We start from the raw sequence: 23,910 nt of genomic DNA on the forward strand, positions 1-23,910 counted from the left end.
TTATTTTACTTAAAGCAAATGTACAAATGTTTTCATTCTTACAGAAAGGATAACTTCATCAAATTTATTATTTAGAACAATATTAGTAGTCATCAAAAAGTTATACTTTTAACACAGAACTGATATTGATTTTATTTTCTTTTCAGGAAGCTATAAATTCGATCTCTTTTTCTTTTATAACCTAAACAAATTATGAGATATCTAACGTCGTTATTGTTGCTTTGTATTCTTATTTTATGGAGTTCCTGCCGAAAAGATTTTGAAGCAGATCCCAGTACCGGAAATCTGGAATTCTCTACCGACACCTTGTTCCTTGATACTGTATTTACGAATATAGGCTCCAGCACCTACAGTTTTAAAGTATACAATCGTACCAGTAATGATCTCTCTATCCCATCCATCTCTTTGGAACGAGGAGAAACCTCTAACTACCGACTCAATGTTGATGGTATCGCAGGTACTTCTTTTACAGATATTCAGGTATTGGCTAAGGACAGTATTTTCGTTTTCGTAGAAACAACAACTGATATTACGCAGCAAACCAATGAACTGGAATTTCTCTATACTGATAAAATCTTATTTGATAAAGAAGGAGCCCAACAAGATGTGGATTTGGTAACTCTGATAAAGGATGCTACTTTTTTACACCCTTCACGAAATACTATGACTGGTGAAATAGAAACCTTATTATTAGGCGTTGACAATGACAATAATGAAATACGAATAGAAGGGTTTATTCTCACAGAAGAGCAATTACATTTTACCAATGAGAAACCATACGTTATTTATGGATATGCTGCGGTTCCCAATAATAAAACGTTAACTATTGATGCGGGAGCAAGAATTCATTTTCATCAAGGTTCAGGGCTTATCGTTCCTGATAAGGCTACCCTATTAGTCAACGGAGCCCCCAGTGCGGATGCCGAGATTTTGGAAAATGAAGTGATTATTCAGGGGGATCGTCTTGAAGATAGTTTCTCGGATACTCCTGGACAATGGGGAACAATCTGGCTGACTAAAGGTAGTACCGGACACCAGATAACACATACCACCATTAAGAATGCTACTGTAGGGATTTTAATCGACTCTAACGATGGTACAGATGTCCCTACCCTAACAATACAAAATTCTCAGATATACAATAGCTCTAATGTTGGAATTCTTGCCAAAACCGGACATATCAAAGGAGAAAACCTGGTGATTAATAACTCTGGAGAAGTTTCCTTAGCCTGTACCTACGGAGGGCGGTATGATTTTAATCACTGTACCTTTGCTAACTACTGGGGGTTTAGTGCCAGACAATACCCAGCCGTATCCATTTCTAATTTTATTGAGATTGATGAAAATACTATTGAACAAAAAGATTTGATTCAAGCTGATTTTAAAAATTGTATCATCTATGGGAATGAGCCTATCGAATTATTACTTGGCAAAAGTGATCAGGCTGCTTTTAATTACAGTTTCGAACATTGCCTGGTAGGCTTCAGTGATCCTCAGGAACAATTTAAAGACAATCCATTGTATGACTTTTCTAATGAGAACCTCTACAAAAACATGCTCTTTAATGAAGACCCTCTATTTTATAAGCCTATAAAAAACAAGCTTACTATCGATGATTCGTCTCCGGCAAACGGAAAGGCAAGTACTCCTTCTCAGGGAACAGATATTACGGGTACTGAAAGAAGTGTTTCTGCTCCTGATATCGGAGCCTATGAAAGTGCTGCTTTTGATGATACCAAGGAGTAATATGCTCCTCTAAAAACTTCGCATCACGGATTGTGATCATATTTGTATATTTGGATAGAAATGGATCTTGTATCGATTAGCGTACACTCTATTCCCCTTCTAAACAATATATAAAAACTATGACACAAAACAACTTTGGAGTGATCAAATCAACCATACAGCAACAAGCTAAAAAGGGGATTGATTTTATAACCGCAGGAACCATTGTATGGATTGGTATTTCTTTTATCTGGATGCTTGATTACACCCCATATAACAAGAGTGTAATTACATTTATTTTCGGTACTGTCATGCTACCGTTAGCCTTTGGACTATCCAAGGTTTTTAAAACGAATTGGAAAATCAAAGACAACCCGTTACAACCTTTAGGATTATGGCTTAACTTTGCTCAGTTATTCTACTTTCCCTTACTTGTTTTTGTCTTGCTTAAGCAACCTGATTATTTTATCATGGCATATGCCATTATTACGGGTGCTCACTTTTTTCCATACGCCTGGTTTTATGACGAAATTGGATATTTAATCGCCGCAGGCATAATTGCAATAGGAGCACTGCTAATTGCGTTATTATTGCCACAATCAATCTACTACATTCCTATTGGAACTGCTATCATTTTAGCGCTTTTAGCCATCAAGATTATAAGTAGCAACAAGTATTTGTAATATCGTTTTAGCCATAATCAAAAACACATGACTCACTCTTACATTTTCACTTCCAAACGTTTAGGGTTTCGCAATTGGAGATCGGAAGATATAGAAATACTTGCAGCTATTAATCAAGACGATGCTGTGATGGAATTCTTTCCTTATAAGCCTACTCGAAAAGAAAGCGAAGACTTTATGCTCAGAATGCAGCAATCATTTGATGAAAAAGGATATTGTTATTTTGCTGTTGATATTCTGGATACCCAGGAATGTATTGGTTTTATTGGACTTTGTGAACAGACTTATCTCGAAACACCTGCTTCCTTTGTAGATATTGGGTGGCGCCTCAAAAAAAGTAGCTGGAATAAAGGATATGCCACAGAAGGAGCACTTGCCTGTCTAGCACATGGGTTTGATTACTTACAATTGGATAGTATCTATGCTGTTGCTCCTGTGATCAATAAAAAATCAGAGCTTATAATGACTAAAATAGGAATGCAAAAAGTAACGACTTTTACACATCCTAAGTTAAGCGATTATCCCAACTTAAAAGATTGCCTTTTATACCAGAAAAAGCGTTCTTAAAAAAGGGTATCAATAATATGTAATAATGCCTTTTTTTTACTTTGCGCAACAGGTATTGCATGTTTTTGATCTAGAATAACTTCTTCTCTCTTCTTGTAAAAAGAAGTAATGTACGCCAAATTGATTAAAAAAGTTTGATGTACTCTGAAAAAAGAATGGTTCTTCAGATCTTCCTCATATCTTTTTAACGATCTGGATACCAAAATTTCTCTTTGATCTTTCGTAAAAAAGGTAGTATAATTATTATCTGACTTAGCATATATAATTTCTGCCAAGGGTACTACATAAATCGCATCTGCATTTTTTAAAACAATTTTTTTTTCTCCTGACGGTTGCAGATTGTCTAACAGGGAACGGATCTGCAGCTGATATTGTTCATTTTGATGTTCTTTCTGTACTTTTTCTACTGCCTGCAGTAACACCTGAGGGTCAAAAGGTTTCATCACATAATCAATAGCACTGAACCTGAAAGCTTCTATAGCATATGTACTAAAAGAGGTAACAAATATGATCTTAAATTGTATATTTTCAAAAGAACGAAGCAACTCAAAAGAGTTTCCATCTTTCAAGTTAATATCCAGAATGACAAAATCTGGTTGATAACTTATAATCTTTTTTTTTGCTTCCTCAATTTCTGAAGCTTCCGCTACGATTTTGATATCATCAAACGAACGTTCCAGAAGTTCCCTGATCATATCCCTGGTACCATGATCATCTTCTATTATGATACAACTTAAAGAAATACTCATACCTCAAAAGTACTTACAATATCTCTTCTTTTAAAGGGAAATTTATAGAAATAATACTTCCTTTTTCATCAGACTTTATCCGTACTTCTATAGGGAAATTATGAATCTTCTGATAATTTTCCCTTCGTTTTTGAATAATATCAGAACTCATCGATTTATGCAATTTGTTATGATCAGAAGCTCCTTCCTGAAAACCATTACCATTATCTGTAATGGTTACTTCAATGTTTTTATTAACTAACGCATATCGCACATTGATATATCCGTTTTTTACATTCTTAATTCCATGTATAACCGCATTCTCTAAAAAAGGTTCGGTAAACATTGTCGGGATAAGAACACTATCCTGCTGAAGTCTTTCATCAACCTCTATATTATATGCAAATGAATAATGTAATTGTTGTAGGTGCAAATACTTGGATAAAACATCCACTTCCTTTTCCATTATAATAAAATCTTCCTCTGAACTTTCTAATACGGATCGCATTACTGTACTAAAACTAGCCAGATATTGTACGGATTCTTCTTTTTTATTTTTGAAAATATAATTCTGTATACTCTGTAATGCATGGAATAAAAAATGCGGATTTAATTGAGTTTGCAATAGTCGTTGTTGTAACTGCAACTGTTTTAATAATTGTTTATTTTTTTGGTTTCTATTCCATAAAATAAGGATAGAAATCAATAAAAGAGTCAATAGTATTATTCCTGCTACATATATCTTTTGATTCTGAATCCGGGAAGATTTCAATTCATTTTCAGTTTGCAGAACTTCGATCTGTTGTGCTTGTTTTTCAGACTCATATCTTGTAACAATTTCTGCAATTTTTGTTTTTTCCTTGGCTACCTGTAATGAATCGGATAGCTGTACATATTGTTCTGCATAACGCAATGCTTCTTTATATTCTTGTAGTCCATTCGAAGCATCTTTTAAGTTATTCAGAATATACAATTGATTCTCAGGCGGTGCAGAACTCAAGGCTTTGAGAAAATAATGTTTAGCTTTTTGAAAGTCTTTCTTCCCTAAAAAGCAATATCCTATATTATTATATGTATATTCCAGATTCGATTTCTGACCTAGCTTTGTTTTTAGTGCCAGTGCTTTTTCTCCATATGTTATTCCTGTATCATATGCTTTTGTTTCTTTATAGAAATTACACAAATTAGTGTATATAATCGCTAAAAAACCTGCATGGTTTATTTTCTCTGCAATGACGAGTGCCTTTTTAGACGTTGTTATCGCTTCATCATATGCTTTTGTATTATAATGTGCTAAAGACAGATTCGAGAGAATCTGTACTCTTAGCATCGGATTATTATTTTTATACGTCAATGCTTTGGTAAAATAAGCGATCGCTCCTTCATTATTTTTTGACATAGACTGGATACTTCCTATACTCGCATATATCTTACTTAATGACAATGTATCCTTCTGCTGTTCATAAAAGGGAATTGCCTGAAGATACTGTTCTAGAGCTTTTTCTTTTTTGCCTTCGGAAAGGAAGACACTTCCCATATTTTGATGCACTTTTCCTATAAGTATCGAATCCAAAGATGTATCCTCTCTATAAGGTGCTAATGCTGCCGAAGCTTCTTTTAAATTTCGCTGATATATGTACACTCCCGCTTTTTGAATGGCAATTCGGGCATGAATATTTTTATCGGTAGACTGTGTGGCTAATTTTTCTGCTTTCTCGACATAAATCAGAGCACTATCTAATTTTTGAGGAATAAATTTTTGGGATTTAGTCAGTACAGTAGCTACTTCTGTTTCTATAACTGTAGTTTCCTGCCCATACCCTGTTAAAACACTCAAGAAGCATACAACGCTAAAAAATAGCTTTTTAGAACTCATAGAAAACTCCATGCTTTCATTTTTAGATTAATTTTTTTGGAAATATACTACTAATATCAATAGTTTGATCTTTATTTTCCCCTCTTTTCTATACCAAAATAATCAACTCATGGATTTTTAAAGCACTTTATCTAAAAAACCTCCAAGCATTCTCAGAATTTTCCTTTTTTATAAACAATAAAGTGTACTTTTAAGACTCACTAACATTACTAAGACTATGAGTTGGATAAAAGAAATTTCCTATGAAGAAGCGCAAGGGCAGCTAAAAAAGATTTATGATCGCATCAAAGGTCCTAATAATAACATTGACAATGTTTTATCTATTCACAGCCTTCGTCCTCATACATTGACTGGTCATATGGGGCTCTATAAAAACGTACTTCATAATGCTAATAATACTTTGCCCAAATGGTACCTGGAAACGCTGGGAGTTTTTGTTAGTCACCTAAATAATTGCTCATATTGTGTAGATCATCATGCTGCCGGTTTAAAACGGTTATTAAATGATGACAATAAGCATCAAAAAATAATCGATAGTTTTCATAATGATTCCTGGGAAGATTTGTTTCAGGACTTATATCAAGAAGGATTGCGATATGCCAAAAAACTCACCTTAGCTCATAATACGATTACACAAGCTGATATAGAACGTTTACGCAGTCAACAGCTATCCGATGGAGAAATTCTGGAAATTAATCAGGTCGTTAGTTATTTTAATTATGTGAACCGAACTGTAATTGGTTTGGGAGTAGATACTAAAGGAGATATCATTGGCTTATCTCCTAACAACAGTAGTGATCCAGATAACTGGAATCATTCATAAAAATGAATTATTAGGGTATTAAAAAACCGATATAAATATAAAAACCATCTGTGCTTACAGATGGTTTTTATATTTATATCAATGGTTATGAATTAGCTTTGTAATTGATTGGCTACAAACAAAGGCTTATCCGTCATCATTTTATTAACTTTATCTGCTATCGCATGTAAGGCTTCTTCATTTCCTACATTAGCAATCGCGTGATCGATAAGATCTACAATAGTAAGCATATCATCCTCTTTTAAACCTCTGGTAGTTACTGCAGATACTCCAATTCTTATTCCGGAAGTTACAAATGGTGATTTATCATCAAATGGCACCATATTCTTATTAACAGTAATATCTGCTACTCCCAATGCTTCTTCTGCTTCTTTCCCTGTCACGTTTTTATTACGCAGATCAATCAACATCATATGATTGTCTGTTCCATCAGAGATAACATTGTATCCTTTCTTATGAAACTCCTGAGCCATTGCTGCTCCATTTTTCTTTACCTGTACCATATAATGCAGGAAATCATCTGATAATGCTTCTCCAAAAGCAATTGCTTTGGCTGCGATAATATGCTCTAGAGGGCCACCCTGATTTCCTGGAAAAACAGCGCTATCCAAAATAGAAGACATCTTGCGAAGTTTTCCACTCTTTAAGGTAATTCCAAATGGGTTATCAAAATCTTTCCCCATAAGTATCAATCCTCCTCTGGGACCTCTTAATGTCTTATGAGTAGTAGTCGTTACGATATGACAGTAAGGAATTGGATCCGCCAGAAGCCCTTTGGCGATAAGTCCAGCCGGGTGTGCAATATCTGCCATTAGAATCGCTCCAACACTATCTGCTATCTCTCTGAATTTTTTATAGTCAATTTCTCTAGAATAAGAAGAAGCTCCTGCTATAATTAATTTAGGTTGTTCTGCCTTAGCAACTTCCAGAATCTTATCATAGTTTAATCTTCCGGTTTCTTCTTCAACCCCATAAAATACCGGTGTATATAATTTCCCGGAAAAATTAACCGGAGAACCATGAGTAAGGTGTCCTCCATGAGAAAGATCAAATCCTAATATTTTATCTCCTGGCTTTAAGCAGGCATGAAAAACTGCTGTATTTGCCTGAGAACCTGAATGGGGCTGTACATTTGCATATTCAGCACCGAATAATTCTTTAGCTCTATCAATTGCTATTTGCTCCACTTGATCTACAACAGCACACCCACCGTAATATCGTTTTCCGGGGTATCCTTCTGCATATTTATTAGTTAAAACAGATCCAGCCGCTTCCATTACTTGTTCACTAACAAAGTTTTCTGAAGCAATAAGTTCTAATCCATTAACCTGACGGTCTTTTTCGTCTTGGATTAAATCAAAAATTAGTTCGTCTCGTTGCATGAATTTTCAATTTGTATTTTAAAAAAACCAAAAATAGCAAATACATTCTTTAAATTCGATGAAAACTTTATATTTGACATATAATTATACATAAAAAAATCACAATGCCTATAACCGCAAATGACCCAAATAGAAAAACCTGGATAGAAACTCCTGCAAATACGGATTTTCCTATTCAGAATATCCCTTTTGGAGTGTTTCTTACCAGAGATGATATTATCACTATAGGAACCCGAATTGGAGATACGGCCATAGACTTAGGTGCTTTACACCAGTTGGGATATTTTGAAGGTATCCCATTAACAGACGATATATTTTTACAAGACTCATTAAATGACTTTATTTCTGACGGAAAAAAAACCTGGAGATTGGTCAGAAATAGAATTGCCGATATTTTTGATGCTAAAAATGATCAGTTAAAAAACAATGAAGAGCATCGAAAAATAGTCTTGTTCGCACTTGACGAAATCGAAATGCAACTTCCGGTTACTGTAGGAGACTACACGGATTTCTACAGTAGTATTGAACATGCTACCAATGTCGGAAAAATGTTCAGAGACCCTGAAAATGCCTTACTTCCAAACTGGCTACATATTCCGGTTGGATATCACGGGCGCAGCAGTTCTATTATTCCTTCGGGAATTCCTGTGCACAGACCTCAGGGGCAAAAATTAATTAATGGTTCTGATACGCCTATTTTTGGCCCATCCAGATTAGTAGATTTTGAGTTAGAAATGGCTTTTATTACTACAGATGCGAATCAATTAGGAGAGCCAATTCCTGTAGATGAAGCTGAGGATTACATTTTTGGTCTCGTATTATTTAATGACTGGAGTGCCAGAGATATTCAAAAATGGGAATATGTACCTCTTGGTCCTTTCCTGGCTAAAAACTTTGCTTCTTCTATTTCTCCCTGGATTGTAACCCTGGATGCTTTAGAGCCTTATCGTGTAGATGGTCCTAAACCTTTAAAAGAGCAACTACCTTATCTGCAATACACGGGTAAGAAAAGTTTTGATATCAAACTAGAGGTTGCTATACAACCTGAGAAGAAAAAAGAAACTGTAGTTTCCAAAACCAACTTTAAGTACATGTACTGGAATATGGCACAGCAATTAGCACATCATACTGTAAATGGGTGTCCTGTTAATTCTGGTGATATGATGGGAAGTGGAACCATTTCTGGTCCTACTCCAGATTCTTATGGTTCTATGTTGGAATTAAGCTGGAGAGGAGAGAAACCTGTTCAACTAAACGAAGGAGGCAGCCGTAAGTTTATAGAAGACAATGATACTGTAATCATCAGAGGATATTGCGAAAAAGAAGGAACAAGAATTGGATTTGGAGAAGTTTCTTCTCAATTACTTCCTGTTTTTTCTAAAAAATAATACGATCCAACAATTCATAAAACCTCGGACGCTTATATCCGAGGTTTTTTTATTACCTTATTTGGCACCAAAATTGTAACGTATAGTGGACATATAAACCGATCCTATGAAAAAATTATTACTTTTTTTATGTATTACCCTGATATTAGGTTCCTGTAGCAGTGTCAAAAAAAATCAGGAAGCTTTGAATACCGGGAACTATGATAGTGTAATACAAAGCAGTTTAAAACAATTACAAAGAGGGAAAGACAAAAAAAGAAAACAGCCTTATATTCCTTTATTAGAAGATGCTTATGCCAAGGTTGTTGCCAGAGATATTAATACAATTTCCTATCTGGAAAAAGATCAAAACCCTGCGAACTATGAAAAAATATTCAGAACCTATCAGCAGCTAAAATCAAGACAAGAACGCATCAGACCTATTCTGCCATTATTTATAGTAAATGAAAACAGAAATGCTGTTTTTGAAATGAAATCATACGATACCCAGATTATATCGTATAAAAACAAAGTATCTGAATATCTATACACTACTTCGAAAAATGCTTTGGAAAGTGCTCATAACAAAATGGAGTACCGAAAGGTATACGAAGACCTGAATTACCTCAATAAAATCAATCCTAATTACAAAGACGTGAACAGGCTCATCGAAGTAGCTCACTTCAAAGGAACTGATTTCGTAATTGTAAATATGAAAAACAAAACAGATGTCATTATCCCTAGACGTCTTGAAGAAGACATGCTCAATTTCAGCACCTATGGATTAGATGATCTTTGGACTGTATATCACAGTAAAGCCCAATCCCGAATCAAATACGATTACAGTATGGAAGTAGCGTTTCGGGAAATCAACATCTCTCCGGAACGAGTACGGGAAAGAGAACTCTCCAGAGAAAAAGTAATCACTGATGGATGGGAGTATTTACTGGATGAAAATGGCGAGGTCGTAATAGATAAAGAGGGAAATAAAGTAAAAGTAGACAAAACAAAAACCGTTCGATGTACTTATTATGAATTTCAGCAATTCAAAGCTGCTAATGTGGTTGGGAATGTCCAGTATAGAAACCTAAGAACCAAACAACTTCTGGATGCTTTTCCGCTAAGCAGTGAATATGTTTTTGAGCATATTTATGCGAATCATTCCGGAGACAGAAGAGCCCTGGAAGATGAACTTGTTCGATTTTTGGGGTTACAGGCAGTTCCATTTCCTTCTAATGAGCAGATGGTATACGACTCAGGAGAGGATTTAAAAAACAAACTAAAAGGTATTATTACCAGGTATCGTTTTAATTAAAACAATATGATTGACCCCGAATTACTTGCAAAAGCAGGTGCTACTCTAAAAAAATATGACAAAGGTGAAGTATTGTTTCACGAAGGATCACATGCTATTTTTTATTATCAGGTAGCTTCGGGAGAAATCAAGATGAATAATTATAACGATGAAGGAAAAGAGTTTATACAAGGGATCTTCGCTAAAGACAAAAGCTTTGGCGAGCCCCCTTTATTTTCAGATTTTAAATATCCTGCAAATGCAGAAGCAATTACTGCTTCAGAAGTATGGTTGCTCCCAAAAGAGAAATTCCTTAAACTGCTAGAAGAGCACCCTACAATTCATCATAAATTCACCAGTACACTAGCCTCCCGACTCTATTATAAAGCCATTATGGTATCGGAAATTTCCACACAAGAACCCGAACATCGTATTCTCCGGATTTTGGATTACTTCAAAAAACAAGAAGCGCAAGGCAATACAGCACCTAAGAGCTACAAAGTTACACTCACTCGACAGCAACTGGCAGATCTTACAGGACTAAGAGTAGAAACCGTTATTAGAGGTATCAAAAAACTAGAACAAAAAGGAGAACTCCTTATTAAAAATCGGAAAGTATATCGCTGATCCATCCGACGCCTTTATGATCCAGATCATAAATTAATAGCTGTCGTCAAGCGTACCTTTGAGTATATAAAAAAAACAACATTATGTACTCAAAATTCCTCAATGATTTCAAAGAATTATACATGGCATATATCCCATTAATGATTATTTTATCCAGTTGTCTGGGCTCTGTAGCAGCTATGCTTATCTTAATGCAAGAGCGGTCTACCTTACAAGTTATAGAATTATCTGCCTGTGTTTTTGTAAGTATGTTCTTCAATGCTTCGATTCTTGCGCAATTAAAGCCTAAATTTGTATTTAATTCATTACTTGTCAGCCTGGGAGTCAATACACTTCTATGCATAGTTAACGCGTTATTCTAAAAACAAATGAAGAACGACATAGAAAACAGAGACGACATTTATCTTCTCATCACCTCTTTTTATAAAAAAGTGAGAGAGAATGAAATCTTAGGTCCCATATTTAATCATATGATTTCTGACTGGGATACACATCTCGACAGACTTACTGATTTTTGGGAAACAAATTTATTATTTGTCCCAAAATTCAAAGGAAATCCGGTAGCTGTTCATCAAAAAGTAGATAAAACATTCAATCACAGTATTACCAACGAGCAATTCGGTATCTGGCTTCAGCTATGGATCACAACACTGGACAACTTATTCAGTGGTGAAAAAGCAGAACTGGCTAAAAACCGAGCACGTAAAATGGCTACCGGTCTGTTCTTAAAAATGTATGAAAAACGCCCCGCTACATAAACTGATGCAACACCTGCGGGGTAATAGCACTATGAGATGCATGATGGACTGTCTGTCCTTTTCTGATAACAATAAACTGAGGGGATTCGTGATACACCTGGAATTTAGCTGCTATTTCTGACGAAATATCTCTGTGATTTAGCAAATCCAAGTAATACAAATCCACGTCTTCTCCTGTCAAATCAAAACTTCTTTCAAAACTGCGAATTACCATTCCACTAATTCCACATCGTGTAGAGTGTTTAAAAATAGCCTGTAATTTGGAATGTGATGCTTTTTCTATCTCATCCAATTGCTCCATAGCAGTTAATTGCTTCCATGGTAATTCCTTTTTGGTCTCTTCTTTCTTCTCTCCTGACCCGAAGATTTTATCAAATATCCCCATAAATAATGTAAGTATCGTTCTTTATTATTACAAATCTAATGAAATGCTTCTTCATGAAACAGTTCTGTGACAAATTAGTCGATCTACCATACAATTCTTTACAAACTGTCATTTTGTCTTTCAAAAAACCACAAAAACAGACATTTTGACTTCTTTATTACAGAGGTATGTAATTTGATTCCTTCTCAACAAAAGAAAAAGAAAAGCACATATGAACTTTAATAATTTCACCATAAAATCACAGGAAGCCATTCAGCAGGCGCAGCAATTAGCGCAGGGCTATGGTCATCAACAAATAGAGAACGAACATATTTTCAAGGCGATTTCTACCGTCGATGAGAATGTACTTCCTTTTATATTAAAAAAATTAAATGTCAATTTATCATTGCTACAGCAAGTAGTAGATAGCACCTTACAAAGCTTCCCTAAAGTTTCCGGAGGAGAGCTTCAACTATCAAGAGAAGCAGGAAAATCACTAAATGAAGCTAGTATTGTTGCTAAGAAAATGAATGATGAATACGTTTCTATAGAACATCTCTTATTAGCAATTTTTAAATCTTCCAGCAAAGTAGCACAGATATTAAAAGATCAAGGAGTCACCGAAAAAGATCTTACTGCTGCTATTAATGAAATCAGAAATGGAGAGCGTGTTACTTCTCAAAATGCAGAAGACACCTACCAGTCTTTAAATAAATACGCAAAAAACCTAAACCAATTAGCAGAAAGCGGAAAACTGGATCCTGTCATCGGAAGAGATGAAGAAATCAGAAGAGTACTTCAGATTTTGTCAAGACGTACCAAAAACAACCCAATTCTTATCGGGGAACCCGGAGTTGGAAAAACAGCCATTGCAGAAGGCTTAGCTCACCGTATCATTGCCGGAGATATTCCCGAAAATTTAAAAAACAAGCAAATTTTCTCTCTGGATATGGGTGCATTGATCGCCGGTGCCAAATTCAAAGGAGAATTTGAAGAACGATTAAAAGCTGTTGTCAAAGAAGTAACAACCAGTAATGGAGACATCGTTTTATTCATTGATGAGATACATACACTTGTCGGTGCAGGTGGCGGACAAGGCGCAATGGATGCTGCAAATATCCTAAAACCTGCTTTGGCAAGAGGAGAACTCAGAGCTATTGGAGCCACCACACTGGATGAGTACCAAAAATACTTTGAGAAAGACAAAGCATTAGAAAGGCGTTTTCAGAAAGTTATTGTAGACGAACCAGATACCGAAAGTGCCATTTCTATTCTTCGGGGAATCAAAGAAAAATACGAAACACATCACAAAGTACGCATCAAAGATGAAGCGATTATTGCAGCCGTAGAGCTATCACAGCGATATATCACCAATCGTTTTTTACCTGATAAAGCAATTGACCTGATTGATGAGGCCGCTTCAAAACTTCGAATGGAAATCAACTCTAAACCAGAAGAATTGGATGTTCTGGATAGAAAAATTATGCAATTAGAAATTGAAATTGAAGCGATCAAAAGAGAAAATGACGAAACGAAGTTAAAATCCCTATACGCTGATCTCGCCAATATAAAAGAAGAACGAAATGATATTTTTTCTAAATGGCAAAGTGAAAAAGAAGTAGTGGATGCCATCCAAATGACTAAAAAAGACATTGAGGAATATAAGTTAGAAGCTGAAAGAGCTGAACGAAATGGAGATTATGGCAGTGTTGCTGAATTGCGCTATGGAAAAATAAAAGAAGCGCAGGAAAAACTGGAATCCTTACAAAAACAACTGTTAGAGCAGCAAAGTAAATCATCACTTATAAAAGAAGAAGTAACCAATGATGACATTGCCGAAGTGGTTGCTAAATGGACAGGTATTCCGGTAACTAAAATGCTGCAAAGTGAGCGGGAAAAGCTACTTCAGTTAGAAAAGGAGTTACAAAAAAGAGTTGTCGGACAATCAGAAGCCATACAAGCTGTAAGTGATGCTGTCCGCAGAAGCCGTGCTGGATTACAAGATCAGAAAAAGCCTATCGGTTCTTTTCTTTTCTTAGGAACTACAGGGGTAGGAAAAACAGAATTAGCAAAAGCTCTTGCAGAGTATTTATTTGATGATGAAGGCGCCATGACCAGAATAGATATGAGTGAATATCAGGAGAGACATGCCGTCAGCAGATTAGTAGGAGCCCCTCCAGGATATGTAGGTTATGACGAAGGAGGGCAACTCACAGAAGCTGTCAGACGTAAACCCTATTCTGTAATTCTACTTGATGAAATAGAAAAAGCACATCCCGATACCTTTAATATCTTATTACAGGTACTAGATGAAGGAAGGCTTACAGATAATAAAGGAAGAACTGCTGATTTCAGAAATACCATTATTATTATGACCAGTAATATGGGGAGTCACATTATACAGGAAAAACTAGAAAATATCCCTGACCTGGAAACAGCTATGGATATGGCTAAAACAGAAGTATTAGAACTACTGAAACAATCCATTCGTCCGGAATTTCTAAACCGAATAGACGATATCATAACCTTTACTCCATTGACTAAAGTAGATATTACAAAGGTAGTTGCCCTGCAATTAAAACAGGTATCTGCCATGCTGGCTCAGCAGCAAATTACCTTAGATGCCACAAATGACGCCATTTCCCTTTTAGCAGAAAAAGGGTTCCAGCCTGAGTTTGGAGCCAGACCCGTAAAAAGAGTCATTCAAAAAGAAGTGCTCAATGCTCTTTCTAAAGAAATATTAGCAGGAAATGTCTCTACAGATAGCATTATCCTTATTGATGCATTTGACGATGCATTGATATTTAGAAACCAAACAGACCTAGTTTCTTAAAGCAATTTTGATTAATTTGTGTTAAATAAAAAAGCAATAAGCCATCCGGTTTATTGCTTTTTTTATAAATACCACACGATACATTAATGGTTTCCAACAAGATATCAACAAAAAAACCGTAATTTTGGTGATAATTTTTTCTGAAAAAAGAAAAAGTTTTAACTAAATTGCCTCCGATGAGAACATTTTGTATAACAGTACTATTATTGAGCTGTTTAAATGTAGAAAGTCAGGATCAAAAGGGCATTATTTCTGATATTTCTACAAAATATGAAGTTATTAGAGAGTTGATAGGGAGCAATTCTTTTAGCAAAGAAAACAGTTCTTATTTTTGCAAGGATTTTACGGAAAGTGGGATAATAACTTATTATTACAACAGCAGCGAACTAAAACACATTCTTCACACATATACTCAGAATCATATTAGCCATAAAGATGAGTATTATGTATGGAACAATCAGCTCTTTTTTCAACTCACTACACATACAACTCATTACAAAACATATAAAGAGTCTCCAGACCCTATTGATATTACTCATACGATGGAAAAAAGATATTATTTTGACAAGGAAAAATCTATCTTGTGTAAAGTAAAAGAATACCAAACCAAAAACAACCAACCGATAAAAACCAACTCCGTATCTTCTAAAAAAATACGATGCAATCAAAGTCAGGACATCCTAAAAAAATACAAAATTCTCCTTGACTACAAAAGCAAGAAAAGTACCGATAACTGTATGGTAGCAAGAGAAATGCACTAACCCCTCTCTGCTTTTATAAATTTTAAAAAGAATTAACATAAAAATATACCGATTGGTATTATTTTTTTGATACTTTTGTTTCAGAAGTAAATTTTATGGCGAGTAAAGCAGATCAGACAAAGGCATTTATTATTAAGAAAGTAGCCCCTATTTTTAATAAAAACGGGTATGCAGCTACAAGTCTTAGTGATATTACCAAAGCTACTGGACTCACTAAAGGCGCTATCTATGGAAATTTCAAAAACAAAGAAGAACTCGCTATTGAAGCCTTTAATATGGTCGTAAAGGGAGTACTTCGCAGGATTACAGAGTACCAAAACAGAAGTGACTCGCCTTTTGAAAAATTGACCTTACTTACTAAGTTCTATCGCAACTATTATGATTACATCTATGAATACGGTGGATGTCCTATTATAAATATGGGAGTAGATGCTAATAATCAAAACACAGAACTGTTTGCACATGTTCAGTATACCATAGAAAGAATACAAAAGAATCTGGTAAAAATTATTGAACAAGGAAAAAAAGAAGGAGAAATTAAACCCGCTATAGATTCCTGGCTATATGCTAAACAAATTTATACAATGATCCAGGGAGCCGTATTTATGACCTATACCATGAATGACGAAAACTATCTTTCTTCAATTATGGATAAAGTGGATCAAATGATCCTGAATGAAATAAAAAAATAATATTTTTTTAACCTAAAATATACCGATTGGTATAAAATTATTCACTAACAAAAACAAAGATAATGAAGACCTTACCTAAAATTTTAAACAGTTTTGCCAGAATACGATTTCAAGATTGTGATCCTTTTAACCACCTAAACAACGCCTCTTACCTCAATTATATGATCAACGCCCGGGAAGATCAGGTAGCAGAACATTATCAAATTGACATTTTTGAAATGGCAAAGAACCAAGGAGTAAGCTGGGTAGTCGGAAGCAATCAGATTGCTTATCTCAAGCCTGCATTTACCATGGAGAAAGTATGCATCGAATCACAATTAATCAATTTTGATAAAAACATGCTACAAGTAGAAATCAGGATGCTCAATGAAGATAAAACAGAGTTAAAAGCAGTGTTGTGGAGTACATTCATTCACTTTAATCTACTAAAGCAAAAAAAATGGAACCACAATGAACAGTTACTATCTCTTTTTGAATCAGTTAAGTCTCCTGTTGAAGCAAAAAGCTTTGATGAAAGAATTTTAGAAATTAAATCCAAAAAAATGCAACTTTTTTAGTTTTTTGGCGTCTTATAGAGTACATCAATCAATTAAATACATCACTATGAAATTCTCGAAAAGGATAAATTCTTCCAGAAAAAGAGTTTATTATGTTTTTATTGGATTTTTTATAATCGCCCTTTTATCAATGCTTGTCGTGTCCTGGCAATTAGGCATTTTTGAATAGACCTATTAGGGAAAACAGCAACATTTTTCCAGAATTCATTTAATTTATCATATCACCTATATACAAAGAGACTTCATCATACCCATGATAACGTCTCTTTTATATTTTTTATACCGTATAATAACACCCTATTTCCATCTTCTGAAAGCAAAAAACAGTACTTTTACAATCATAAATAATCAGCATGTTCAGAAGTATCTTTTTTCATTTTTTATTCTTTTTTCTTATTACCCTAACTGCTTGCAAAAGCAGAAAACACATCTCCATAAAGTTCCATGACGAGTATGTTGTACAGAATGATACTGTATTTAGTAGTTCCAGAATTGGAGGGCTTTCCAGTATTGATTATGACCCAAAAAGCGATCAATATTATATCGTATGTGATGACGCCAGACATCCCAGATTCTACAAAGCTTCTATAGAGATCAATAATAACAAAATAGAAGACATCCGTTTTACTGCTCCGATTAAAGTTCAAAACCCAGAAGAAAAAACCCTGGATCTGGAAGCATTGCGACTGTCTGATAATAATACATTGGTTTTTACCAGTGAGGGGTCTGTTAAAAACAATAGCAATCCTGCTATATTCACTACGGAGCTCAACGGTACTTTCATAGATGCTTTCAAGCTTCCCGACAACCTGCTTGCTACAGGGAGCAATGCCCCCAGACACAATGCTGTTTTCGAGGGATTAACCCCTGACATACACAATAAGGGATTTTGGGCATCTATGGAGCTTCCTTTACAAAAGGACGGAGAAGAACCTTCATTCCTGCATCAGGGGGCTCCCGCTAGAATCACTTTCTTTGACAAAAAGAGCAAAACTCCTTCATTTCAATTTACTTACCCACTGGACAAGCTAGCAAGAGATCCAAAAGGAAAATTCGGAGTCAATGGGATTACCGGACTGGTACAAATCACTACTGATCTTTTTATCATCCTGGAACGAGGATATGTATCCGGCTACGGAACACAGGGAAATACTGTCAAACTCTATGTAGCTGATAAGAAAAATGCAACCAACACCCTTCATCAGACCTCTTTATCCGATGCCCCTTATTCCAGTGCTTCCAAAAAATTACTCTTTGATTTTGAAAGCGTCAGAGCAAAATTAACAAATAACATAGTAGACAATATAGAAGGTATTACGATAGGTCCTACCCTTCCTAATGGCAACCCATCTCTCATTCTTATTGCTGACAATAACTTCAATCCATCAGATATCCAGATCAACCAATTTATCCTCATGGAATTGATCATTAAAAAATAATCCTATGAAACACATCTGTATATTTCTCTTTTCCATCTTTATTATTGGTTGCTCCTCTCCCACTACTTCTACCGCATCAGAAACAACAACTTACTTCTTGATTCGGCATGCAGAAAAAGACCTCAGTGACCCCAGAAACCCAAATCCTATGCTTACCGAAAAAGGAAATATCAGAGCAAAAAAGTGGGCAGCTATTTTAGCTCCCTCCTCAATTGATTACGTATACAGCACTCAATTTCTACGAACAAAACTAACAGCTACACCTATCGCCCAAAAAAATAAGGTACCAATAACCACATACGCTCCCAACAAGCTATTATCGAAAGATTTTAAACAAAAAACAAAAGGAAAAACTACCGTAATTATCGGGCACTCTAATACCATCCCTTCTTTTATAAACACGCTATTGCAAAAAAAGAAATACGATGATCTCGAACATGAAGATTACGGCAAATTATTTATTATCAAAATCACAGGAGATCAAATTACAGAAACTGTATTGGACATTAATTAACAGCAATCTTCTTTCAGTACATACACATGAATATCTTCTAAGGCAATAACAGAAACCTGCTTTAATTTCCCGGTCTCAAACAATGTATCCAATTGAGACAAATCTGTATGCAAGACCTCCGTTTTATAATTTTTATAATCTGCAAATCGAATGCCTGAAACCACTCGTGGATTATATCCTTCTCTAAAGCGAATTCCCCCGCCATTAACCGCATATTTATACGCCAGATAGTCAACGGTATAACGCTCTTTATGTATCCAATACATAAATTCGTCTTCATAATCCGTTCCTCCTCCTTCCTGATCAAAAGTTACTTTTATCTTGTAATAAGGTTCCCCCTTTAATACCGTCTCTCCTGCCAGGGTTTTATTCACTGCAGCAGCATTTAATCCATACGGAAGCATTGCAAAATAGTGCACTGAGTTTACCCCATCACTGATTTTAGTCACCAAAGAATCTGCAACTGTAACCGCACATCCATTCACACGCCGCAATAATCCTTTATTACTCACTACATCGTGCACTTCTTTTGTATCTGATACAACCTTGCGCTCCAATTGGTACACTCCTTTTCTTCGTTCACTTCTATACTGTTTCCCTCTAAAGGAAAAATGAATCACAGATTGATCGAATACCGTTCCTCCAGCCTTTTCGATTGCTTTATCTACAATTTCCTGCGCCGTCTGCTGATAAGAAAATACCGAAACATGAATCACGAAAAAAAACGAAAAAAATAAAAAACGAACCATAACTACTTATTTTACTCACATAGTGAGATGTTACAATTTCAGGAAGCCTCCTTACTATTAAAAACTTATTTCTTTTAAAGTACCTCAGTACAAATCTCAAGGTACATCTGTAATAACGAAAGTACTCTTTATTCTAATCATTTATGCTAGAATTTTGTTAAAGCATTACAAGTACGACTATCGTATCCCCCAATAATCAAGGTGCCAATACACTGAAACGTATCGAAAAGGCAGCACTTGTTTTTCTCAACGTCTGTTGTACCTCTCTCTAAATAACCGGTGCAACTTCCAATTCCTCTGCAAACCTTCCCTTCTTACTTTTCTGCACTCGTCAGACCAGATTTAATCCGGTATACTCCTTCATACAAAACCACCCCTTCCTGAGTAGAGATATGTTAACAAAAAAGATTTTTTAGTAATTTTGCAATCTAACAAACCCCAAAAAATACACTCATGAAACATACCCTTATTTTATTATTTTCTACAGTTCTATCAATGACTATTACTGCACAGGAAGCCGATGCTTACAAAAAAGTAACCACCTCATTTACAGAACACTTTAACCAGCAAGATGCAGCAGCTATTTTTGAACTGTACACTCCCGAAACGCAAAATGACATAACAAAAGAAGGAGTCGCTGCCTTTGTAAAAGGATGTTATAGTCAATTTGGGAAATTAACCCAAACCGAATTCCAAAACACTTCGGGAAAAGTACATACGTATACTGCTACATTTGAGAAAGCAAGCCTGTCCATGGAATTATTACTGGACGATCAAGACAAAATAATATCTATTCAATTTGATCAATTATAGGCGAATTTTATAGATATATCCTATAACAAAGCTTTCTTTTCGAGAAAGCTTTGTATTTTTACAGCCATCTTATAAGATGTTCCATAAAATATTACCTCGCTTTATGGGCGCTTACAGCGTTACCGAAATAGTATTAAAAATCAACTCGTGGGTCAGAACAGAATTAATATATTAAACAGAAAGGCAAAATTCGAATACGAATTCTTAGATAAATACACTGCCGGAATTAAACTGGCAGGAACAGAGATTAAAGCAATTCGAGAAGGAAAAGCCAGTATTGCCGAAAGTTTTTGTGAATTCCACAATGGGGGAGAACTATTCGTGATCAATATGCATATCGAAGAATATTCGCATGCGACGTATTTTAATCACAATCCTAAGAGTGAACGAAAATTACTCCTGAATAAAAAAGAATTAAAAAAGCTTGAAAAAGAAGTAAAGAATAGCGGTCTTACCATTATTCCTACCCGATTATTTATTAATGAACGGGGGCTTGCTAAATTAGATATTGTACTCGCCAAAGGGAAAAAGCTTTACGACAAAAGAGAAACGATTAAAAACAGAGATAATAAGAGAAATCTGGATCGTATAAAAAAAGCGTATAACAATTAAAAAAGCCCTTGCAATGGCAAAGGCTTTTTACTTTTTAGTTTTTATCTTCTAACAGCGGGACAAAACGAAACTCTCCAAACTCGTGTTTTTCGAATTGTGTCTCACTTTTTCGTATGAACAAGGTCATAATCTGAGCGTTTTCTCCAACAGGAATCACCAACCTCCCTCCTATTGCTAATTGACTTAATAAAGGTTTAGGAACATAAGGAGCGCCCGCAGTAACAATAATAGCTTTATAAGGCGCAAATTCGGCTAATCCTTTATACCCATCACCAAAAATCAATTGTTTGGGGCGATATCCGATTTTAGGAAGAAACAGTTTGGCTTTTTTAAACAGTTCTTTTTGTCGCTCAATACTATATACTTTAGTCCCTAATTCGCATAATACAGCTGTCTGATACCCAGAACCTGTTCCTATTTCCAATACCTTATCACCACTTTTAACCTCCATTAATTCACTCTGAAAAGCCACCGTATATGGCTGTGAAATGGTTTGATCCGCACCAATTGGAAATGCCTTATCCTGATACGCATGATCTTCAAAACTAGAATCCATAAACAAATGCCTGGGAATTGAATTAATGGCTTCTAACACCTTTTTATCCTTAATCCCTTTATCAATCAATACCTTGACCAGTTGTTTTCTTTTTCCAGCTTGTTTTAACGTATCTTTAGCTCTCATTCGCGTTTTTTGAATAGCCAAAATTACGTAAAGATTTTAAAGATTCTCATACAATTTTACTTCTAAAAGGAATATTTTACATTTTAGATACAAATAAGAATTAAAATTTATAAATAATGTTATTTTTGTCTAAAACCTTGAAATATGCTCAAAGCAGGAGTACTTGGTGCGGGGCACCTTGGTAAAATTCATTTACGTTTATTAGAACAATCAACAAATTATAATTTAGTCGGGTTCTATGACCCCAATAAAGAACAGGTAGCAGCTATTGCCAAAGAATTTGGTTTTACCCCTTTCGACTCTGCCGAAGCCTTAATAGATGCTGTAGATGTGATTGATATTGTCACTCCTACTTTTGCCCATTTTGAAGTTGCAAAGAAAGCTATTAAAGCAGGAAAACACGTATTTATAGAAAAACCTATTACCAATACTGTACAAGAAGCAGAAGCGCTTATTGAACTAGCTAATACATATAATGTAAAAGGACAAGTCGGTCATGTAGAGCGATTTAATCCTGCCTATACCTCGGTGGCAAAAAAAATAGACAACCCTATGTTTATTGAGGCACATCGACTGGCAGAATTTAATCCCAGAGGAACAGATGTGCCTGTAGTACTGGACTTAATGATTCACGATATAGATGCTATTCTTAGCGTAGTGAATTCTGAAGTAAAAAACATTAGTGCCAGCGGAGTATCTGTAATTAGCGAAACACCTGATATCGCAAATGCAAGAATAGAGTTCGAAAACGGCTGTGTTGCCAATCTTACTGCCAGCCGGATTTCCTTAAAAAATATGAGAAAGGCGCGTTTCTTCCAAAAAGATGCCTATATATCGGTGGACTTCTTCGAAAAGAAATGCGAAGTCGTAAAAATGAAAGACGCTCCCGAACAACCTGACGATTTTGCCATGATTTTGCAAAATGCAGAAGGGGTAAAAAAACAAATTTATTTTGATAATCCGAGTGTCCCCAGTAACAATGCAATCCTTGATGAGTTGGATACTTTTGCCGAGGCTATAAAAAATGACAGCACTCCTATTGTCTCGCTCGAACAAGGTAAAAAAGCACTGGAGGTAGCTTTGCAAATTATCGCTTGCTTTAACTAGATTACAACATTGATCATCATAGAAAATACTATTTTCTGAATATTTATAAAACAGACAACGACATGAAAAATATAGCTGTTATCGGCGCAGGAACAATGGGGAATGGTATCGCACATACATTCGCCCAAAAAGGTTTCAAAGTTCAATTAATTGACATCTCTCAAGAATCACTGAACCGGGGAATTGCAACCATTACCAAAAACCTCGATCGAATGATCAAAAAAGAAGTGATTTCTGAAGCTGATAAAGAAGAAACACTTGGCAATATCACCACTTTTACAGACATCAAAGAAGGAGTTGAATATGCACAACTGGTAGTAGAAGCTGCCACAGAAAATGTACCATTGAAATTGAACATTTTTAAAGAGCTGGATGAAGTTTGCGGAGAAGATACGGTTCTTGCTACAAATACTTCTTCCATTTCGATTACTCAGATAGCAGCTGCTACAAAAGCTTCCAGGCAAGACAAAGTAATCGGTATGCATTTTATGAACCCTGTACCTATTATGAAGTTAGTAGAAATTATCAGAGGGTATAACACTTCTGACCAAGTTACTAATACGATTATGGAGCTTTCCAAAACACTGGGTAAAGTTCCTGTAGAAGTAAATGATTATCCAGGGTTCGTAGCCAATAGAATTTTAATGCCTATGATTAATGAATCTATTGAGACTTTATACAATGGAGTGGCCGGAGTTCAGGAAATTGACACTGTAATGAAATTGGGAATGGCTCATCCAATGGGCCCCTTACAATTAGCTGACTTCATTGGATTAGATGTTTGTCTTTCTATATTAAATGTAATGTACGAAGGGTTTAAAAATCCGAAATACGCACCTTGCCCTCTGTTAGTAAATATGGTAACTGCCGGTAAGCTAGGAATCAAAAGCGGAGAAGGCTTTTATGACTATGCAGAGAGCAGAAAAGCGGAAAAAATAGCAACGCAATTTGCATAAT

At 35.4% G+C, this 23,910-nt stretch carries 25 protein-coding genes; 19 read left to right on the top strand and 6 right to left on the bottom strand.

The annotated features are described in order from the left end of the window. Window positions 1-192 precede the first annotated feature (192 nt). The 3 genes from HN014_RS21685 to HN014_RS21695 all read left to right on the top strand — a co-directional run bounded on the left by HN014_RS21685 (window position 193) and on the right by HN014_RS21695 (window position 2,975). Window positions 193-1,746 (top strand): right-handed parallel beta-helix repeat-containing protein, encoded by a 1,554-nt coding sequence (locus tag HN014_RS21685; protein ID WP_176030920.1) that lies wholly within the window; start codon window positions 193-195, stop codon window positions 1,744-1,746. Window positions 1,747-1,865: 119 nt separating this feature from the next. After that, entirely contained in the window at window positions 1,866-2,408 is a 543-nt protein-coding gene (locus HN014_RS21690) for a hypothetical protein (RefSeq protein ID WP_176030921.1), read from the top strand. 27 nt (window positions 2,409-2,435) lie between these two features. After that, window positions 2,436-2,975 carry a GNAT family N-acetyltransferase gene (locus HN014_RS21695; protein ID WP_176030922.1) on the top strand — a complete coding sequence of 180 codons (540 nt, stop codon included), beginning with the start codon at window positions 2,436-2,438 and terminating at the stop codon, window positions 2,973-2,975. Here the strand turns inward: HN014_RS21695 and HN014_RS21700 are convergent. After that, window positions 2,972-3,724 (bottom strand): LytTR family DNA-binding domain-containing protein, encoded by a 753-nt coding sequence (locus tag HN014_RS21700; RefSeq protein WP_176030923.1) that lies wholly within the window; start codon window positions 3,722-3,724, stop codon window positions 2,972-2,974. The two genes, HN014_RS21695 and HN014_RS21700, sit on opposite strands and share 4 nt — an antisense overlap. A 13-nt stretch (window positions 3,725-3,737) precedes the next feature. Continuing rightward, window positions 3,738-5,591 (bottom strand): tetratricopeptide repeat protein, encoded by a 1,854-nt coding sequence (locus tag HN014_RS21705; RefSeq protein WP_176030924.1) that lies wholly within the window; start codon window positions 5,589-5,591, stop codon window positions 3,738-3,740. Window positions 5,592-5,796: 205 nt separating this feature from the next. Here HN014_RS21705 and HN014_RS21710 point away from each other — a divergent pair, with 205 nt between their 5' ends. Further along, on the top strand, window positions 5,797-6,402 hold the full coding sequence (locus HN014_RS21710) for a carboxymuconolactone decarboxylase family protein (RefSeq protein WP_176030925.1): 606 nt from the start codon (window positions 5,797-5,799) through the stop codon (window positions 6,400-6,402). A 92-nt stretch (window positions 6,403-6,494) separates the two neighbouring features. Here HN014_RS21710 and glyA read toward each other — a convergent pair whose 3' ends face one another. Beyond that, window positions 6,495-7,784: a serine hydroxymethyltransferase gene (glyA, locus tag HN014_RS21715; protein ID WP_176030926.1), complete on the bottom strand. Its 1,290-nt coding sequence runs from the start codon at window positions 7,782-7,784 to the stop codon at window positions 6,495-6,497. Window positions 7,785-7,888: 104 nt separating this feature from the next. Between glyA and fahA the strand changes: the two genes are divergently transcribed. From fahA to HN014_RS21740, 5 genes are all read left to right on the top strand, one after another. Beyond that, window positions 7,889-9,172 (top strand): fumarylacetoacetase, encoded by a 1,284-nt coding sequence (gene fahA, locus HN014_RS21720; protein ID WP_176030927.1) that lies wholly within the window; start codon window positions 7,889-7,891, stop codon window positions 9,170-9,172. A gap of 106 nt (window positions 9,173-9,278) precedes the next feature. Further along, the gene (locus tag HN014_RS21725; RefSeq protein WP_176030928.1) at window positions 9,279-10,466 is read left to right on the top strand and encodes a hypothetical protein; all 1,188 of its coding nucleotides are present in this window, start codon (window positions 9,279-9,281) and stop codon (window positions 10,464-10,466) included. 6 nt (window positions 10,467-10,472) lie between these two features. Further along, window positions 10,473-11,072 carry a Crp/Fnr family transcriptional regulator gene (locus HN014_RS21730; RefSeq protein WP_176030929.1) on the top strand — a complete coding sequence of 200 codons (600 nt, stop codon included), beginning with the start codon at window positions 10,473-10,475 and terminating at the stop codon, window positions 11,070-11,072. An 83-nt stretch (window positions 11,073-11,155) separates the two neighbouring features. Next, complete coding sequence (locus tag HN014_RS21735; protein WP_176030930.1) at window positions 11,156-11,434, top strand: hypothetical protein; 279 nt, start codon at window positions 11,156-11,158, stop codon at window positions 11,432-11,434. Between the two features lie 6 nt (window positions 11,435-11,440). Continuing rightward, complete coding sequence (locus HN014_RS21740) at window positions 11,441-11,830, top strand: group III truncated hemoglobin (RefSeq protein ID WP_176030931.1); 390 nt, start codon at window positions 11,441-11,443, stop codon at window positions 11,828-11,830. On the opposite strand, the gene ytxJ is transcribed toward HN014_RS21740, so the two are convergent. Continuing rightward, on the bottom strand, window positions 11,823-12,215 hold the full coding sequence (gene ytxJ / locus HN014_RS21745) for a bacillithiol system redox-active protein YtxJ (RefSeq protein WP_176030932.1): 393 nt from the start codon (window positions 12,213-12,215) through the stop codon (window positions 11,823-11,825). The genes HN014_RS21740 and ytxJ overlap by 8 nt on opposite strands. Window positions 12,216-12,426: 211 nt before the next feature. On the opposite strand from ytxJ, the gene clpB reads away from it, so the two are divergent. The 6 genes from clpB (at window position 12,427) to HN014_RS21775 (ending at window position 18,990) form a co-directional block, all read left to right on the top strand. Continuing rightward, window positions 12,427-15,027: an ATP-dependent chaperone ClpB gene (clpB, locus tag HN014_RS21750; protein WP_176030933.1), complete on the top strand. Its 2,601-nt coding sequence runs from the start codon at window positions 12,427-12,429 to the stop codon at window positions 15,025-15,027. Window positions 15,028-15,203: 176 nt separating this feature from the next. Further along, window positions 15,204-15,788: a hypothetical protein gene (locus HN014_RS21755; RefSeq protein ID WP_176030934.1), complete on the top strand. Its 585-nt coding sequence runs from the start codon at window positions 15,204-15,206 to the stop codon at window positions 15,786-15,788. Between the two features lie 95 nt (window positions 15,789-15,883). Continuing rightward, complete coding sequence (locus HN014_RS21760) at window positions 15,884-16,480, top strand: TetR/AcrR family transcriptional regulator (protein WP_176030935.1); 597 nt, start codon at window positions 15,884-15,886, stop codon at window positions 16,478-16,480. A 62-nt stretch (window positions 16,481-16,542) separates the two neighbouring features. Beyond that, the gene (locus HN014_RS21765) at window positions 16,543-17,037 is read left to right on the top strand and encodes a thioesterase family protein (RefSeq protein ID WP_176030936.1); all 495 of its coding nucleotides are present in this window, start codon (window positions 16,543-16,545) and stop codon (window positions 17,035-17,037) included. A gap of 353 nt (window positions 17,038-17,390) precedes the next feature. Next, complete coding sequence (locus tag HN014_RS21770; RefSeq protein ID WP_176030937.1) at window positions 17,391-18,476, top strand: esterase-like activity of phytase family protein; 1,086 nt, start codon at window positions 17,391-17,393, stop codon at window positions 18,474-18,476. Window positions 18,477-18,480: 4 nt separating this feature from the next. Beyond that, window positions 18,481-18,990, top strand: a complete 510-nt coding sequence (locus HN014_RS21775) for a phosphoglycerate mutase family protein (RefSeq protein WP_176030938.1) — start codon at window positions 18,481-18,483, stop codon at window positions 18,988-18,990. Here the strand turns inward: HN014_RS21775 and HN014_RS21780 are convergent. Next, entirely contained in the window at window positions 18,987-19,739 is a 753-nt protein-coding gene (locus HN014_RS21780) for a DUF6503 family protein (RefSeq protein ID WP_176030939.1), read from the bottom strand. The two genes, HN014_RS21775 and HN014_RS21780, sit on opposite strands and share 4 nt — an antisense overlap. A 453-nt stretch (window positions 19,740-20,192) precedes the next feature. On the opposite strand from HN014_RS21780, the gene HN014_RS21785 reads away from it, so the two are divergent. Beyond that, complete coding sequence (locus HN014_RS21785) at window positions 20,193-20,552, top strand: DUF3887 domain-containing protein (protein ID WP_176030940.1); 360 nt, start codon at window positions 20,193-20,195, stop codon at window positions 20,550-20,552. A gap of 147 nt (window positions 20,553-20,699) precedes the next feature. Further along, on the top strand, window positions 20,700-21,164 hold the full coding sequence (smpB, locus tag HN014_RS21790) for an SsrA-binding protein SmpB (protein WP_176030941.1): 465 nt from the start codon (window positions 20,700-20,702) through the stop codon (window positions 21,162-21,164). A gap of 34 nt (window positions 21,165-21,198) precedes the next feature. Here smpB and HN014_RS21795 read toward each other — a convergent pair whose 3' ends face one another. After that, entirely contained in the window at window positions 21,199-21,846 is a 648-nt protein-coding gene (locus HN014_RS21795) for a protein-L-isoaspartate(D-aspartate) O-methyltransferase (RefSeq protein WP_176030942.1), read from the bottom strand. 144 nt (window positions 21,847-21,990) lie between these two features. Here HN014_RS21795 and HN014_RS21800 point away from each other — a divergent pair, with 144 nt between their 5' ends. Further along, the gene (locus tag HN014_RS21800; RefSeq protein WP_176030943.1) at window positions 21,991-22,953 is read left to right on the top strand and encodes a Gfo/Idh/MocA family protein; all 963 of its coding nucleotides are present in this window, start codon (window positions 21,991-21,993) and stop codon (window positions 22,951-22,953) included. A gap of 62 nt (window positions 22,954-23,015) precedes the next feature. Beyond that, window positions 23,016-23,909, top strand: a complete 894-nt coding sequence (locus tag HN014_RS21805; protein ID WP_176030944.1) for a 3-hydroxybutyryl-CoA dehydrogenase — start codon at window positions 23,016-23,018, stop codon at window positions 23,907-23,909. Window position 23,910 lies beyond the last annotated feature (1 nt).

The organism is Aquimarina sp. TRL1 (assembly GCF_013365535.1).
Classification (GTDB): Bacteria; Bacteroidota; Bacteroidia; order Flavobacteriales; family Flavobacteriaceae; genus Aquimarina; species Aquimarina hainanensis.